The sequence below is a fragment of the Domibacillus tundrae genome, assembly GCF_000970675.1.
GTDB classification, from domain to species: domain Bacteria; phylum Bacillota; class Bacilli; order Bacillales; family Domibacillaceae; genus Domibacillus; species Domibacillus tundrae.
This window is the reverse complement of record NZ_LAJA01000010.1, coordinates 1-14,583: the sequence shown is the minus strand read 5'-3', so window position 1 is coordinate 14,583 and position 14,583 is coordinate 1. Positions and strand designations below refer to the sequence as shown.

14 protein-coding genes and 2 pseudogenes are annotated in these 14,583 nt (G+C 42.9%); 9 read left to right on the top strand and 7 right to left on the bottom strand.

Going from position 1 to position 14,583, the window contains the following annotated elements; genetic code table 11:
• Positions 1–31: 31 nt before the first annotated feature.
• Positions 32–1,417: a sigma-54 interaction domain-containing protein gene (locus tag VQ00_RS10255; protein ID WP_046180044.1), complete on the top strand. Its 1,386-nt coding sequence runs from the start codon at positions 32–34 to the stop codon at positions 1,415–1,417.
• A 32-nt stretch (positions 1,418–1,449) separates the two neighbouring features.
• Here VQ00_RS10255 and VQ00_RS10250 read toward each other — a convergent pair whose 3' ends face one another.
• Genes VQ00_RS10250 through VQ00_RS10240 form a run of 3 tightly spaced genes read right to left on the bottom strand, consistent with a single transcriptional unit; the run spans position 1,450 to position 2,920 of the window.
• A complete protein-coding gene (locus VQ00_RS10250; protein ID WP_046180043.1) occupies positions 1,450–2,121 on the bottom strand; it encodes a hypothetical protein in 672 nt (223 codons plus the stop codon).
• A 20-nt stretch (positions 2,122–2,141) separates the two neighbouring features.
• A complete protein-coding gene (locus VQ00_RS10245) occupies positions 2,142–2,573 on the bottom strand; it encodes a hypothetical protein (protein WP_046180042.1) in 432 nt (143 codons plus the stop codon).
• Positions 2,573–2,920, bottom strand: a complete 348-nt coding sequence (locus VQ00_RS10240) for an ASCH domain-containing protein (protein ID WP_046180041.1) — start codon at positions 2,918–2,920, stop codon at positions 2,573–2,575. Before VQ00_RS10240 ends, VQ00_RS10245 begins: the two co-directional genes overlap by 1 nt.
• A gap of 204 nt (positions 2,921–3,124) precedes the next feature.
• On the opposite strand from VQ00_RS10240, the gene VQ00_RS10235 reads away from it, so the two are divergent.
• Positions 3,125–3,535 carry a DUF4395 domain-containing protein gene (locus tag VQ00_RS10235; RefSeq protein WP_046180040.1) on the top strand — a complete coding sequence of 137 codons (411 nt, stop codon included), beginning with the start codon at positions 3,125–3,127 and terminating at the stop codon, positions 3,533–3,535.
• 38 nt (positions 3,536–3,573) lie between these two features.
• Here VQ00_RS10235 and VQ00_RS10230 read toward each other — a convergent pair whose 3' ends face one another.
• The 4 genes from VQ00_RS10230 to VQ00_RS10215 all read right to left on the bottom strand — a co-directional run bounded on the left by VQ00_RS10230 (position 3,574) and on the right by VQ00_RS10215 (position 5,905).
• A complete protein-coding gene (locus VQ00_RS10230) occupies positions 3,574–3,819 on the bottom strand; it encodes a hypothetical protein (protein WP_046180039.1) in 246 nt (81 codons plus the stop codon).
• Between the two features lie 62 nt (positions 3,820–3,881).
• Complete coding sequence (gene rlmN, locus VQ00_RS10225) at positions 3,882–4,937, bottom strand: dual-specificity RNA methyltransferase RlmN (RefSeq protein WP_046180038.1); 1,056 nt, start codon at positions 4,935–4,937, stop codon at positions 3,882–3,884.
• Between the two features lie 114 nt (positions 4,938–5,051).
• Positions 5,052–5,282 carry a hypothetical protein gene (locus VQ00_RS10220; RefSeq protein ID WP_046180037.1) on the bottom strand — a complete coding sequence of 77 codons (231 nt, stop codon included), beginning with the start codon at positions 5,280–5,282 and terminating at the stop codon, positions 5,052–5,054.
• A gap of 14 nt (positions 5,283–5,296) precedes the next feature.
• The gene (locus VQ00_RS10215) at positions 5,297–5,905 is read right to left on the bottom strand and encodes a class I SAM-dependent methyltransferase (RefSeq protein WP_046180036.1); all 609 of its coding nucleotides are present in this window, start codon (positions 5,903–5,905) and stop codon (positions 5,297–5,299) included.
• 122 nt (positions 5,906–6,027) lie between these two features.
• On the opposite strand from VQ00_RS10215, the gene VQ00_RS10210 reads away from it, so the two are divergent.
• From VQ00_RS10210 to bcaP, 7 genes and pseudogenes are all read left to right on the top strand, one after another.
• Entirely contained in the window at positions 6,028–6,453 is a 426-nt protein-coding gene (locus VQ00_RS10210; protein ID WP_046180035.1) for a MarR family winged helix-turn-helix transcriptional regulator, read from the top strand.
• A 237-nt stretch (positions 6,454–6,690) separates the two neighbouring features.
• Positions 6,691–7,959 (top strand): annotated as a pseudogene (locus VQ00_RS10205) (MFS transporter); the annotation flags it as partial.
• 384 nt (positions 7,960–8,343) lie between these two features.
• Positions 8,344–8,970: an HlyD family secretion protein gene (locus VQ00_RS18130; RefSeq protein WP_082091537.1), complete on the top strand. Its 627-nt coding sequence runs from the start codon at positions 8,344–8,346 to the stop codon at positions 8,968–8,970.
• 314 nt (positions 8,971–9,284) lie between these two features.
• Positions 9,285–10,721: a flavin-containing monooxygenase gene (locus tag VQ00_RS10200; protein ID WP_046180034.1), complete on the top strand. Its 1,437-nt coding sequence runs from the start codon at positions 9,285–9,287 to the stop codon at positions 10,719–10,721.
• Between the two features lie 414 nt (positions 10,722–11,135).
• Positions 11,136–12,218 (top strand): DNA alkylation repair protein, encoded by a 1,083-nt coding sequence (locus tag VQ00_RS10195; RefSeq protein WP_046180033.1) that lies wholly within the window; start codon positions 11,136–11,138, stop codon positions 12,216–12,218.
• Between the two features lie 95 nt (positions 12,219–12,313).
• Positions 12,314–12,856, top strand: a pseudogene (locus VQ00_RS19155) (bacitracin ABC transporter permease); the annotation flags it as partial.
• A 308-nt stretch (positions 12,857–13,164) separates the two neighbouring features.
• Positions 13,165–14,559 (top strand): branched-chain amino acid transporter BcaP, encoded by a 1,395-nt coding sequence (gene bcaP / locus VQ00_RS10185; protein WP_046180031.1) that lies wholly within the window; start codon positions 13,165–13,167, stop codon positions 14,557–14,559.
• Positions 14,560–14,583: the final 24 nt, after the last annotated feature.

Sequence of the window (14,583 nt, the reverse complement as noted above, 5' to 3'; positions counted from 1 at the left end):
ACCAATCATGACAAAGAAAAGAGTGAAATGTATGCAGATTCCTTTATTTGAAAACGTTTTCTTAACTGCATTTCGGCAAATGGAGAAAATCATTGAGTTTTCAGCGGATGGGCTTTACGTTGTGAATCATGAAGGCATTACCCTATTCGTCAATACCGCTTATGAAGAGATCACCGGGTTTAAGCGGGAAGAATTAATTGGGTTTCACATGGGTGATTTAATAAAGCGGGGTTATTTTGATCAGTCTGTTTCATTGCTCGTATTGAACGAAAAGAAACGAGTTTCAATTTTACAGCAGATCGGCCAGCAGAAAAAAGACGTCATCGCAACCGGCAATCCTGTATTTGATGAATCAGGTGCAATTTCGATGGTCGTCACCAGCGTCCGGGACATTACGCATTTAAATGAATTGACGAAAGAATTAATGAAAGCAAAAACATTCTCGCAGCTCAGCCAAAACCGCTATACATTTTCAACAGACGGCTCGGATGAGAAGATTATTTTTCAAAGCATGCGAATGAAAGAGATTATTCATAAAATCCACCAGATTGCCCCATTCCCGACAAGTGTACTCTTATCCGGTTCAAGCGGGGCAGGCAAAGAAGTCATTGCCAATTTGATTCATCAATTAAGCGATCGGAAAGACGAACCGTTTATTAAAGTAAACTGCGGTGCTATCCCAGAGCAGCTGCTCGAATCAGAGTTGTTCGGATATGAAAAAGGAGCTTTCACTGGGGCGCGCAATGAAGGGAAAATCGGCTTGCTGGAGCTTGCTGATAAAGGAACGGTTCTGCTTGATGAAATCGGCGAATTGCCGTTGCCGCTTCAAGTAAAACTGCTGCGCGTCCTGCAGGAAAAACAAATTCAGCGTGTCGGCGGCACCAATACGAAACAATTGGATATCCGCATCATTTCCGCGACGAATAAAAACCTAAAAGAACTCGTCCTAAAAGGACTATTTCGTGAGGACCTGTATTACCGGCTGCAAGTCGTGGAACTGTCCATTCCGCCGCTTTGTGAACGGCCGGAAGACATTGAAATTCTTCTCGATCACTTTTTTGCTTATTTTAGCCGGCAATATGCGATTAAAAAGAATGTATCTGCGGAAACAAAACATATTTTACAAAACTATCATTGGCCAGGCAATGTACGCGAGCTAAGAAACTTAGTCGAAAGCATGCTTGTGTCTGTCCCTTCTTTCACCATTGAACCGGTTGACCTTCCGCCTCATTTTACAAGTCAGCTGGACACCGTTTCTCCCACTACACTGAAGCAGCGTGTGGAACAGTACGAAAAACGCATCGTTCAGGATGCCCTGCAAAAAAATACGTCAATTCGAAAAACAGCAGACTTTCTTGGGATTGATCATTCTACACTTGTGAAAAAGATGAAAAAGTGGCGAATAACAAAAGAATAAGGGAATGTTTCACGTGAAACATTCCCTTGTTTTTATAACGGCTTTAATTGTATGTTATCTCTTTTTTCAAGGCCTGCCACCATGTCGTGCCATTCCTGAGGCTTATTCGATAGAACCGAATAGTAACCGGTAATGAAGTCACGGATAAAGCTTGCTTTGAGTAAGTGAATATTTTCTTTAAACGGCTGGAAGCAAAGGTCTAAATGATTGACCGCTTCTCCTTCATTTGTCCACGCCGGATGGACATATGGGAAATCAAGGCGCATGTAGCCGAGATGGGAAAGTACTTCACGCCGGACAAACGGATCCATCACTTTAATACCCGCAAACGAATGGTCCGTCATACGGTACGGGTCATAAATTTCCGCAAACATGCCAATCAAATCAAGATCGTGCTCTTTTGCGAGCTGCATTAAATCTTCGTAGCGTTTTTTCGCTAAAAACGGACCGACACCAAGTCCTTCTTTTACAATAATGGTGAAATCCGTCATCGCCACATTCAATTCTTTATTGTAGCGGTATTCGGTCACACCCACTACTTCATTGTCTTGCACCGTTAGAAATACACGGATCGTCGGGTCTTTCAGCGGCTCTGCCCATAAATCATATTCCAGCACTTCTTCTGGTGGAAACACGTCCTGCATCGTTTTGTGCAGACGTGCAAACATCGGGTCATCAATGCTGTTAATTTGAACATACTCCACTTTCATTCCTCCTTTTCCATTTACCAAAAGACCGGTTTTGTCGTCATAAACCATAACATAAGTGCCAGGATGCTAATATACACCCAGACCGCCCGGTGCAGCTTGGCAGCCAAGTCATTTTGTGTCCGTTCACCCGCATAAAACTGACGGATGACCGGTGTAAATGCCCGTGCAAGAAAGACAATCGAACCGACCATGACTGCAATCGTCATGACAATCCACGATGTCCCCCACGTCCAGGCGCTTTGCCAAATGAGCAGGACACCTGTGGTCACTAGAACATGCCCAGAATGTTTTACAAGGCGGACGGCAGACCGGAACACGTCCAAATAAGCGGACAGCACATCAAGATTTGCTGTCTGTATTTTTTTCGTCATCGGCATAAGCACAAAAAAAGGACCGATCGAAAGAATCGCACTGAAAATATGTAAATACAAAATCAGTTCATACATTACACAGCGCGGAACTCATGCACCCATACACGCATATGCGGCAACCAGGGCATGCCCGGATGATAGGACAAAATCGCATTTTTGTAATCTTCAACCGTCGCAAATCCTTCTTGTTTCGCATGATCGTCAGTTAATTCGCCAAGTGATTGGGAATAAACATTTTCAACCACGAAATCATGCCCTTCAAGGGTCATTACTTCACCGATATCCGCGTAGCGTCCGTTACGGCGTGTCGCTGTTTTTCCTCCGTTTAATACCTTTTGCACATCTTCTTTCATCGTTACAAGCCGCTCAATTGTACATGTTTTTGGCGGCAGTGCTGCCTGGCCTTCGTGTTGAGTTTTCATCTAAAAAGTCCTCGCTTATCATTTATTTGTATAGGCTTTCACTTTACCACATTTTCTTTTATTTTCTCCAATAGTTTAGAAAAGTTATCTTTTATTTTCAAGTGTGATTCAGCCGTAAATGACTAACATTTGGAGCAAATAAGCAAAACTCTTTATACCGATTAAATAACCATGTATAATATGAGTAAAGAAAGGGGAACGCGTATGGGTATTCCAAAACCACTTGTTCAAACGAATCAGATGTTTATGGTACTGTCTGTTTTAGCAGGATTAATCATTCATTCGGCGATTCTGTTTCTGCCATTTTTAATTGGTGTTTACACACTCGTAACAAAGAAAAATCCAATTATCTTATTCAGCCGCCGGTTTTTAAAAAAGCCAGCCAATCAATATATTCAAGAAGACAAAGAACAGCAGATTTTTAATCAATGGATTGCGACAATCTGCCTTGCTCTTTCCCTTCTTTCTTTTTACGCGGGATGGACAGCAGCCGGCTATGCGTTTGGCATTATGGTTATTGCTGCCGCAGCTGTCGCATTGATGGGCTTTTGCATCGGCTGCTTTATTCGCTATCAATACATGATGTGGCGCCACCGCCGGCGGACACGCACTTAATAAAAAAAGCTGAACCCAATAAAAAGGTTCAGCTTTTTTTACATAAAATACGTCATTCTTTTTTTCATATACAAAGCACCAGCAATGACCGCAATCGGTATAAGCAGCGCCAGCTTGAATATAAATCCATCTTCCCCTGATGCAATAAGCAGCATCGGCGGCAAAGAAGCGATTCCGCTCCAAAGGAGTGCCTGCCACGAGTTTTTCCATAAGCCTAAAATGAGCAGAATGACAGCGGCAATCAACAGCCCCCATAAAAGGAATCCAACGAGAAGAAAATCCATCTTCAGCGCCCCCTATTCATCTTTCTGCTTTATCTTATTCCTATACCCGTTTTTCGTTTCTTTTACTGTGCTTTTTGAATTTGTTTGCTTCTTAATTGACCGCAGGCTGCATCAATGTCGGTGCCGTGCTCTTGGCGTACAACACAATTCAAGCCTTTTTTCTTCAGCGTATCATAAAACGCCATGATCGCTTCCGGCGTGCTTCTTTGATATTGGCCATGCTCATCAACCGGGTTATATGGAATCAAATTGACGTACTGCTTTTTATGTCCGATTAATTCTGCGAGTTCTAATGCGTCTTCCACCCGATCATTCACATCTTTTAATAAAATATATTCAAATGTAATACGGCGATTCGTATTTTCCAAATAATAATCAACTGCGTCCATAAGCTTTTCGAGCGGAATCGCCCGATTGATTTTCATAATCTGTGTCCGAAGCTTATTATTTGGCGCGTGTAAGGAAATCGCTAAGTTGACCGGGATTTTTGTATCGGTAAATTCATAAATTTTGTCTGCTAAGCCGCTCGTTGACACCGTAATATGCCGCGCTGCGATTTCCAGCCCTTTTTGATCAATGACGACTTTCAGGAAGTTCATCATGTTTTCGAAATTATCGAACGGTTCACCGATACCCATTACGACAATATGGCTTACTTTTTCTCCGTTGCCTGCTTCATCAAGCGCGTGCTGCACGTTCATAATTTGCTCGACGATTTCACCGCTTGACAGGTCTCGTGTTTTCTTTAACAGGCCGCTTGCACAAAAGCTGCAGCCGATGTTGCAGCCGACTTGTGTCGTAACACAAACCGACAAACCGAACTTGTGCCGCATCATGACCGTCTCAATCAAATTGCCATCCGTTAATTTAAACAAAAATTTAATTGTTCCATCATTTGATTCCTGCTTCACATGTTCGGTTAGCGTATGAAGAACAAAACGCTCTTTTAACAGCTCGATACATTCAGGCTTTACATCTGTCATCGCATCAAATTCTGTTACCCGCTTCCGGTACAGCCAATCCCACACTCGCTGCGCCCAAAACTTTTTATATCCATATGGCAGAAGCCATGCCTCCAGCTGCTCAAACGTCAATCCGTAAATGGATTCTTTATTCATTTATCTATATCCTCTTTTCATTACATAAATTAAAAATGTTCTATCTTTAAAAATAACGCAAATAAGCCGCCGGCACAAGTATTGAAATGTGCCGGCGGCTTATCGTTTGATGCGTTAATTATTCACAATCATTGTCAGACGGTTATTCCGGACTTCCTGTTCTTCTTCAGAAACAAGATCGTATTTTTTCAATAAATGAAAAAGTTCATTTAACAAGTCCTGTGTCCGTTCTTCCTTCAAATAGTGCTGCACCCATCCATACAGATCTTCCGGAAGAAACGACTTCTGGCTTTCAAGCTTATTCACCACATCCGCATAAGAATGATCCAGTTTACATTCTCTCATGTTAAAACACTCCTCTACTCTTCGTTTTGAAAAAGGACAAATCGCTCGTTATCATTTTTTTCATACAAGCCGTCCAGCCGCACTTCATCTACCCAATCAAATACCGTTTGGTTTTGCAAAAAATAAACGTATTCGTCAGAAGGGTAATACAAAATAATCGTTACTTTCCGTGGAAGCTGCTCAACTGAAGCTAAAATCCGCTGCATCACCTTCATGAAAATTTGAACCGAAAACGGATTAAAAAAGTAAAAAACAGTGTCCTCCGCCTTTACTTCATAATTCTGCGCCGTCATACATTGAAAATCAATAAACCCCCGCTGGCGCTTTCTTTTTTTCATATACCCTATTTTGTTTTGAAGACACTCTTCATAAAAAGCCGGATTCATCTCAATACCTATGACCGATGTTTGAAAGCGGTTGTGCACATAAAAAGCCACGCGCCCTTTTCCACAGCCGACATCGACGAACCCATCCCCTGCATCCAACTCACAGCGCGCAAACAGCTTGTCAAGTCCTGCATAAGGGGTGGGCTCATAGCGGTGATAATGGGCGAGCTGCGGAAACCCTTGCTGGTCGCCCACTGTTTTAATCGATAAAAATTGATCGTATTCATGTTCGTTCATGTTTAAACTTCCTTTTCAAAGCAGATATTTAATCACCATTAACCATTGACCAGAGCCTGTCTAAAACATAATAATACAAGAAATAATGTCTTGTATATGGACTTTAAAAGGGAGACTAAAAAATGAGCAACCCGCTGCGTTCTATCGAATATGAAATTGCGCTGCTGGTCCGTTTAACGACAACCCACAGCCCACAGCTCGGAAGAATGGACCGTTCTGAATATTTATTATTGAGCGAAATGGAGAAGCATGGACCATTAGCCATCAATATCCTCGCTGAAAAATTAAAACTTAATCTTTCCACTGCAAGCAGGCAGGTCGCCGTACTGGAAACAAAAAAATTGATTGAACGGTTTCCGGATCCTCAAAATGGACGGATCAGCCTAATTGAAATATCGCCTGAAGGACAAAGTATTCTCCAAAAAGTACAACAAGCCCGATATAACGTGTACAATGAAATCCTTCATAATTGGTCAGAAGAAGAGCGGCTGACACTGGCGGAAAATTTAACACGCCTGAATCAGGATTTCAAAGCGTGGAGAACGTAACGCCCGTTACAGCACAACAAAAAGGTTATTTGAAAGCAAACCCGGAGAAACAGGTTCACATTTTTCGGGTTTTTTCTTTTCCATTCTCTTATACCCGCTTTTTAATGTTCATACAAAAAAATTTTCTTGATTTATTCGATCTAACTTGTATAATACAAGTTGCATAATACAAGTTGTGGGTTTTGCTTTATTTTTTATACACTCCACCTCGAATACTTAAGGTGCAATTTTTCTAAAATGAAAGGAGGAATCCAGATGAGTCAGCCGCTTGATGGAATAACAGTTCCCGCAAAAAAAGGAAGGGTCCCTAAATACCTTGTCATCTCCCTGTTAACGTTGTTTTCTTTTGGGCCTCAATATTTTCTCAATCTTTCTTACATCCTGAATCAAGTTATTATTCAAAATGGTCTCCAGCTTAGCACTCATGATTTGCTTTTGCCTTCTGTTACATCAAATTTAGCTTTTGCTCTCGGTGTCCCGCTGGGCAGAGTTCTTTCAGGAAAATATGGCATTCGGAAAACTTATTTAACGTTTATTCTTATTTTTCTGGCCGGGTCCGTCATTGACCTTTTTTCCTGGAATATCCTGTCCCTTACTTTTGGACGAATCATTCAAGGCTTCAGTGCAGGAATTTTGTTTTTAACCATTCTTCCAGTCAGCTTAAAGGCTTATCCGAACAAAGTCAGGAACTTATTTTTATTTTTTGCGATTGCTGGATTATTTGGTTCTAGTGCAGTGGGTGCTTTCGCTGGTTCAGTGTCATTAAGCATCGACTCCTGGCGCTGGCTGTTTATCTTAAATATCCTTTCTTCTCTTTTTTGTTTTTCGATCGGATATAACGTTTTGCCAAATCAGAAGCCTGAACAGCTTGATCAATACCCGATTGATCGCAAAGGCCTTTTGCTGCTGAGCCTTATCGTCATCGCGCTGGTAAGTCCGCTTACGCATCTGCAGCAGGAAGGTTTTGGCTCACTGTATGTTTGGCCTTTTCTGCTTGCAGCTTTTATGCTGCTCGTATTCTTTATCTACACAGACTATCGAATCGAACATCCTTTAGTACCGATCCGCTCATTATGGGCAGCTAAGCCGATTTTCGGAATGATAATGGCCGTCACATCGCACGTCGTTCTCATTATTGCCATTGCCGGCACAAATGGAATTTTGGTAAATGTTATCAATCCTCCCTTTGCTTACCTTGCTTATTTTTATCTTTGGTTCTTCGCTGGAATCGTCGGATCGGGTATTATTGCTACGCTGCTTTATGACAAAACAGGACCCGGAATATTAGGGATCATCGGCTCTCTTTTCGTGGTCTTTGTCGGTATGGAATGGAAAACCATTGGTGCTGACGTTTCTTTGCATGCTCTTTATATCCAAATGGCTTGTCTTGGCGGAGGAGTCAGCATGGTCTTGATCTCTGGAGCTCTTGGCACGGCCCTTGCCGGTGATATTCATAAAGCAACGCTGCGTTCTGCTGCTCTTCATACAGTCCGGAACTTTATCGGTGCGATTGGTGCGCCCCTTCTCGGCTGGTTTTTGTATCGAATGAATGCTATTCACTATGAACATGTAAGAGGACAGGTCAATCAACTGGACCCAGAAGTTCAACGGGAAATGGCTGCCTCAGTCCAGCACCTTGTGCACAGTGGTCTTTCTTTGGCAGAAGCAAAAAATTCAACAGCTCTTTCTATTGTTGTAAATGCCCGCAAAACCGCTGTTCTCCATGCTTATCACGATTTATTTTCCATGATGGTATTACTGGGCATCGTGATGACTGTGGCGTCAGTTGGCAAAGCAGTAACTGGAAAAGGACGGTCTCTTGTACAAAAAGAGATGCGCCAGGATGTAATATCAACAAACATCAAAACGATAAAGGGAGAAGCAAAACAAATGAAGCGATTAATCATGTTCAATATTATTGGAATGATCGTCTTAGTCGGTCTCGTATTTGGAGGCGTATATTACTATTATGAAGCTGAACATTTCGTTAAAACAGATGACGCAAAAGTGGCGGCTGACATGGCCCAAATTACAGCACCAGCTTCTGGAAAGCTGACTGACTGGACATTACATGAAGGCAGCACTATTGCCCAGAATGCAGCAGTCGGCAAAGTAACAGACTCAGAACAGGCGCTTTCTGTTACTTCATTGATGAAAGGCACTATTATTAAAAACGAAGCGATGAATGGCCAACTCGTTCAGGCGGGCGAAGCGCTCGCTCAAACAGCCGATATGGATCATCTTTATATCACTGCCAATATTAAAGAAACAGACCTGCAGGATGTTGAAAAAGGCGATAGCGTTGATATTACAGTTGACGGAGACAAGGAAACCACTTTTAAAGGAACGATTGTAGAAATTGGCTATGCAGCCAACTCTGTTTTTTCTGTGCTGCCGCAAAGCGCAAGCGCTAATTACACAAAAGTAACACAAAAAGTGCCCGTGAAAATCTCTCTTCAAAATCCATCTGCCAAAGTCCTCCCAGGAATGAACGCTGAAGTGAAAATTTCGTTATAATCTTTTCGTTATAATCATCTAGAGCAAAATTTACATTTTAAAAAAGCTAAACACATCTTAATTGTGTTTAGCTTTTTTTATCTAGCAATAAATACATATGGACGAAAAAAAAGATTTAATAGTGATTATAAACAAATAAAAAAAGTAAGTTCAGATAAAACATACAAGCAATTATTTCTCATACATGATAATGTATAATCAAGTAACCTGGAGTGTCATAAAAAGTAACATATACTCGTCTGCGCATTAAAATATAGTCTAAATAAGCACTGACGCTTTACATTAAATAGACCTTTTGAAAGGAAGGAAACATCTTGAGCCTAGATACTTTAAACAAACAAATCAAAACAGATCTTTCTTACCTTGCCTTCGGAGGACCTGACTGGTCGCAGCCTGTCAGTCATCCAGACGGACATGTTTACGATGTTGTCATTGTTGGCGGCGGTCAAAGCGGATTAGGTGCAGCTTTCGGTTTATTGCGTGAGCGGGTTTCAAATATTCTCATCATTGATGAAAACAGTGAAGGGTTAGAAGGACCGTGGGTCACGTATGCACGGATGATGACACTCCGAACGCCGAAACATTTAACCTCTATTGACCTGGGGATTCCTTCGTTGACGTTCCGCTCATGGTGGGAGGCGCAGCATGGAGCTGAAGGCTGGGAAGCCATCGATAAAATTCCACGAGGCGACTGGATGAATTATTTACGCTGGTATCGGAATGTCCTTAACCTGCCTGTCGTTAATGAAGTGAAGCTAAATCTTTTGGAACCCGGCGACGACGGAATTTACCGTCTGCACATTGGAGGTTCAGGCGCTCCTTCTCCTACGCTTTTAGCACGAAAAGTCGTTTTAGCGACCGGCATTCAAGGCGGCGGCGAGTGGCATGTCCCGCCCATGATTTCTGACAGCTTGCCGCGTCACATATACGCCCACACATCTGAAACAATCAATTTTAACTCCTTAAAAGGAAAAAAAGCAGCGGTGCTTGGCGGCGGTGCTTCTGCATTTGATAATGCAAATTTTGCCCTGTCCGAAGGCGTAGCAGAAGCGCATATTTTTATCCGCCGCAACGAAATGCCACGCGTAAATCCGATTCGTCAAATGGAAGTCTCCGGCATGATCGAACGGTTCCCGTCTTTGTCAGATGCGGATAAATATGCGGCGATCCGCCACTTTTTCAAGCATAATCAGCCGCCAACCAATGACACGTTTGAACGCGCGGCAGCCTGGCCCGGCTTTCACCTTCACCTGTCTTCTCCATGGCTTGATGTGAAAGCTTCTGAAAATGGGGCCATTGTGACAACACCAAAAGGTACATTTATGTTTGATTTTTTAATTATCAGCACAGGACTTGTAACTGATCCTGCTCTGCGGCCGGAATTAAAGCTGGTAGAGCAGCATATTGCCCGCTGGAGTGACCGCTACAAGGCACCCGTAGAAGAAGCGTCTCATCTGCTTGATGCACATCCGTACCTTACACCCGGTTTTGCTTATACGGGCAGAAGTGAGGAGGGAGAAAAAAAGATCCGCGGTTTATTTGCTTTTAATTATTCGGCTCTTATTAACAGCGGCATTTCCGCTTCGGCTCTCTCAGGCATGCGATATGGCGTGCCCAAGCTCGTCTCGGAAATAGCGGATCAGCTGTTTTTAGACAATCGTGAAGAAAACCTAAAAAACTTTTTTGCTTACAATGAACACGAATTTACCGGCGTATGGTCAAAAGCAAATGTGCCGGCAAAAGCACAGTAATATAACTTTAAGTCGAAGCATATGAGAAATCATGTGTCAGAGTGTAGAAAAATAAGTATTTCTTTGCTCTCTACAGTGAACGGAAGGGAGAGAGGTTTCGTTTGCTACTTTTAAATGGGAGCCAAAAAGGCGGCGGGCGCGCGGCTTGTCAAACCACTTGGTGAAGCCTGCCGGACGCAGACTCCTACGGGAACAGTGGATAGGGCGTGATCCCGCAGACGCGAAGCGGCGAGGAAGCACGCCGTCCGCACGCCCGTGAAAAGCGAAGTCCGGCTGGCTCCACCTATCGGCACTTTTCAAAAAAAGCTGCCAACTTTGTCAACAGCCTGACCGTTCCTTTATGAGGAACGGTTTTTCATTTACGCAAACATACATTCCCTTCATGTGGTATACTTATGAAAAAGAGGTGAGCACATGGCAGACTTAAAGGATTTATTCAATCAGGCATTTGTAGAGTCATTAGCAGCTATTTTTGAACAATATGACACTTCGTTTCAACGCCAGCGCTTTTTGAATCATACGTATGAAAACGATTGGGCGGCTCTTGCGTTTAAACAGCGTGTTCGCCGGCTATCGTCCGCGCTTTACATTGGAATGGATAAGCCTTACGATGAAGCACTGTCAATTTTAAAAAAAGCGGCTCCTCATTTCCAAGGGCTCACAGGGATTATTTTTCCCGATTACGTAGAGAAGTATGGGCTGAATCATTGGGAAGAATCCATAGGTGCACTAGCTGAACTTACAGTGCATTCTACTTCTGAGTTTGCCGTACGCCCTTTTCTGTTAATGGATCCAGACCGTATGCTTGCACAAATGAAACAGTGGATAAAAAGCGACAATGAACATATTCGGCGCCTGGCCAGTGAGGGAGCCCGGCCGCGGCTTCCTTGGGGACAATCTATTCCATTATTTAAGGAAGATCCCTCCCCCCTTTTTCCACTGCTGGAGCCACTGCTGGAAGATCCTTCTTTGTATGTGCGCAAAAGCGTTGCCAATCATTTAAACGATATATCCAAGACCCATCCGGAATGCTTGATTGAGCTGATCAGGCAACGACATGGCCACAACCATCACACAGACTGGATTTTACGGCATGCCTCCCGCACGCTTCTGAAACAGGGAAACCCCGATATTCTGCACCTATTCGGCTATCCAAGCAGCAAGAATGTGTCTGTCCGCTGCTTATCTGTAGAAACAAATTCGATCGCAATTGGCGGTGCCTTGCACTTTTCGGTGGAACTATACGCTTCCGTCGACACAAAGGCTCGAATCGAATACGCGATTGATTATATGAAAAAAAGCGGCCGGCCGAGCCGGAAAATTTTTCAGCTTGCGGACACTTTCTTAACAGGTGGACAGTCCAAAACATACAGCCGCACTCAGTCTTTCCGCAATATGACAACCCGGACCCACTACATTGGCGGGCATACTCTTACGATTCTAGTGAATGGCGTCGATAAAGATAGCTGTTCCTTTCAAGTAACAAATGAAGCATAACCCATAGTCGCCTAATTGGATTTCTTTCGATCAAATGAAAGAAAAAGGAAATTAAAAGTGTGGTGAATGGATTGTTTAAAGTGCTGTTAATTGAAGTAGATGACTCTGTGTTTAACCAGTTGAAAAGAATGCAGATCCAGCTATTCAAAAAGAGTCTTCCCTCTACATCGGGCTGGAGCTGACCGATGACGCACAGATAGAAGAAGCGAACGACGTATTTAAAGAGACGGCCTTTACCGGCAGCCAGCAATTTTCTCAGCTGGATATGAGCAGCATGCAAAAAACAAAACATGGGGCTGATTATGTTTATTGTCGGATTTTTAGGCCTCAGGCTGCATTCTTTACTTTAAACAGATGGACGAAAGTGAGCAGAAAAAAGCAGCTGCACCATTTTACGCAAGCTTGGGTTTACCCAAGGAGATCTGCTGAAAAGCATTCAATTGAAGCAGCTGTTTAACTTCGGCATTTCGCTCGTAGCAGGACTGCTTCACAGCTATTTCGCTATCAAATCCGGCTAGTTTTTCTTCGGCGGCGAGCTCTACTCTGGGCGCCGATGCTGATTGTGATGCTCGTGTACACATATTTTCGGTATTCTTTCCGTGCTGTACTTTAAGAAAGTCATTAAAGACGCGCTTTAATAGATAGAAGGGAAAACTCCAGAAGACAGCTCTGGAGTTTTTCAATATGTACTTATGAAAATATAGTTAAAATCGAAAAGTGTATTTCTCATCGTTAAACACTTATTAGCTTTCGAAAATAGCTCGTTCATATCAAGGATAATATGCGCCAATCTGCATACACTATTTTTGCCTCTAATTCTCAATGTGATTTGAAAAACATCTCATCATTCGACAAAATTAGTCATAAATCGACAAAAAGTATTTGACCTTTAAAAAAAAAACGTATAGAATTTTCTACATGTTTTTAAAAAGAATGAGGGCTAATCATGAAAAGTGTATTGTTTAGAAAAAAGAATATCGAAGAACTACTGAACAACAATGGCCGAAACCAGCTAAAGCAGACATTAGGAGCCTTTGATTTAATGCTGCTTGGCGTTGGCGCCATTGTTGGGACCGGTATATTTATCCTTCCTGGAACAGTAGCTGCGACTCATTCAGGACCAGCTATTGTTTTTTCATTTGTTATCGCTGCGATTGTTTGTGCGCTCGCGGGTATGTGTTATTCAGAATTCGCTTCATCCGTACCCGTAACAGGCAGTGCTTATACGTATGGATATATCGTATTTGGGGAGTTAGTTGCTTGGTTAGTGGGCTGGGCGCTGGTGCTGGAATATGGCTTGGCCGTTGCGGCGGTCGCAACTGGCTGGTCTTCTTATTTAGCTGCTTTGTTAGAAGGATTTAATATCATCATTCCAGAAGCAATCTCGGGTCCTTTTAACCCCGCAGAGGGAACGTATGTAAACTTGCCAGCGGTTGCGATTGTGCTGGCCATTGCTTTCTTGTTAACACGCGGGATCCAGGAATCCGCCAATCTTAATAAGATCATGGTATTCGTTAAAGTAGGAGTTATTCTTTTATTTATCGGAGTCGGAATTTTTTATGTGGAGCCTGCAAACTGGCAGCCGTTTGCGCCGTTTGGCGTAAGTGGTGTGATGAGCGGAGCAGCGCTTGTATTCTTTGCTTACCTTGGATTTGATGCTGTTTCATCAGCAGCGGAAGAAGTAAAAAATCCGCAGCGCAATTTGCCGATTGGCATTATTGGCTCATTGTTAATCTGTACATTGCTTTACGTCGCGGTCTCACTTGTGTTAACCGGTATTGTTCCTTATACAGGCTTGAACGTAAGTAACCCGGTCAGCTTCGCTATGCAGCTTGTCAACCAGGATTGGGCAGCCGGTGTGATTTCACTCGGCGCTGTTGTCGGGATGGTGACAGTTATCCTTGTCATGTTATATGGAGGCACACGGCTTCTTTATGCATTTGGCCGCGATGGCCTGCTGCCGAAAGCGATGTATGAGCTTAATGAAAAATATAAAACGCCTGTTAAAAACACGTGGATCTTTTCAATCCTTATCGCTTTTTGTGCGGGATTTACTCCCTTGTCTAAATTGGCGGAATTAGTGAACATGGGCACATTAATTGCTTTTACAATCGTTTCAATCGGTATTGTTTACCTCAGAAAGAATAAAAACATTCCAACAGGCGGCTTTAAAGTACCGTTCTTTCCAGTTTTACCGATTATTTCATTCCTCCTATGCTTGTTTTTAATGAGCCAGCTCTCCATCCATACTTGGATTGCATGCGGTATTTGGTTTTTAATCGGGCTTCTTATTTATTTTGCCTATGGCAGAAAACACAGCTCGATGAATACAAAGGAATGAAAGTAAAAAACGAGCCCGCATTGT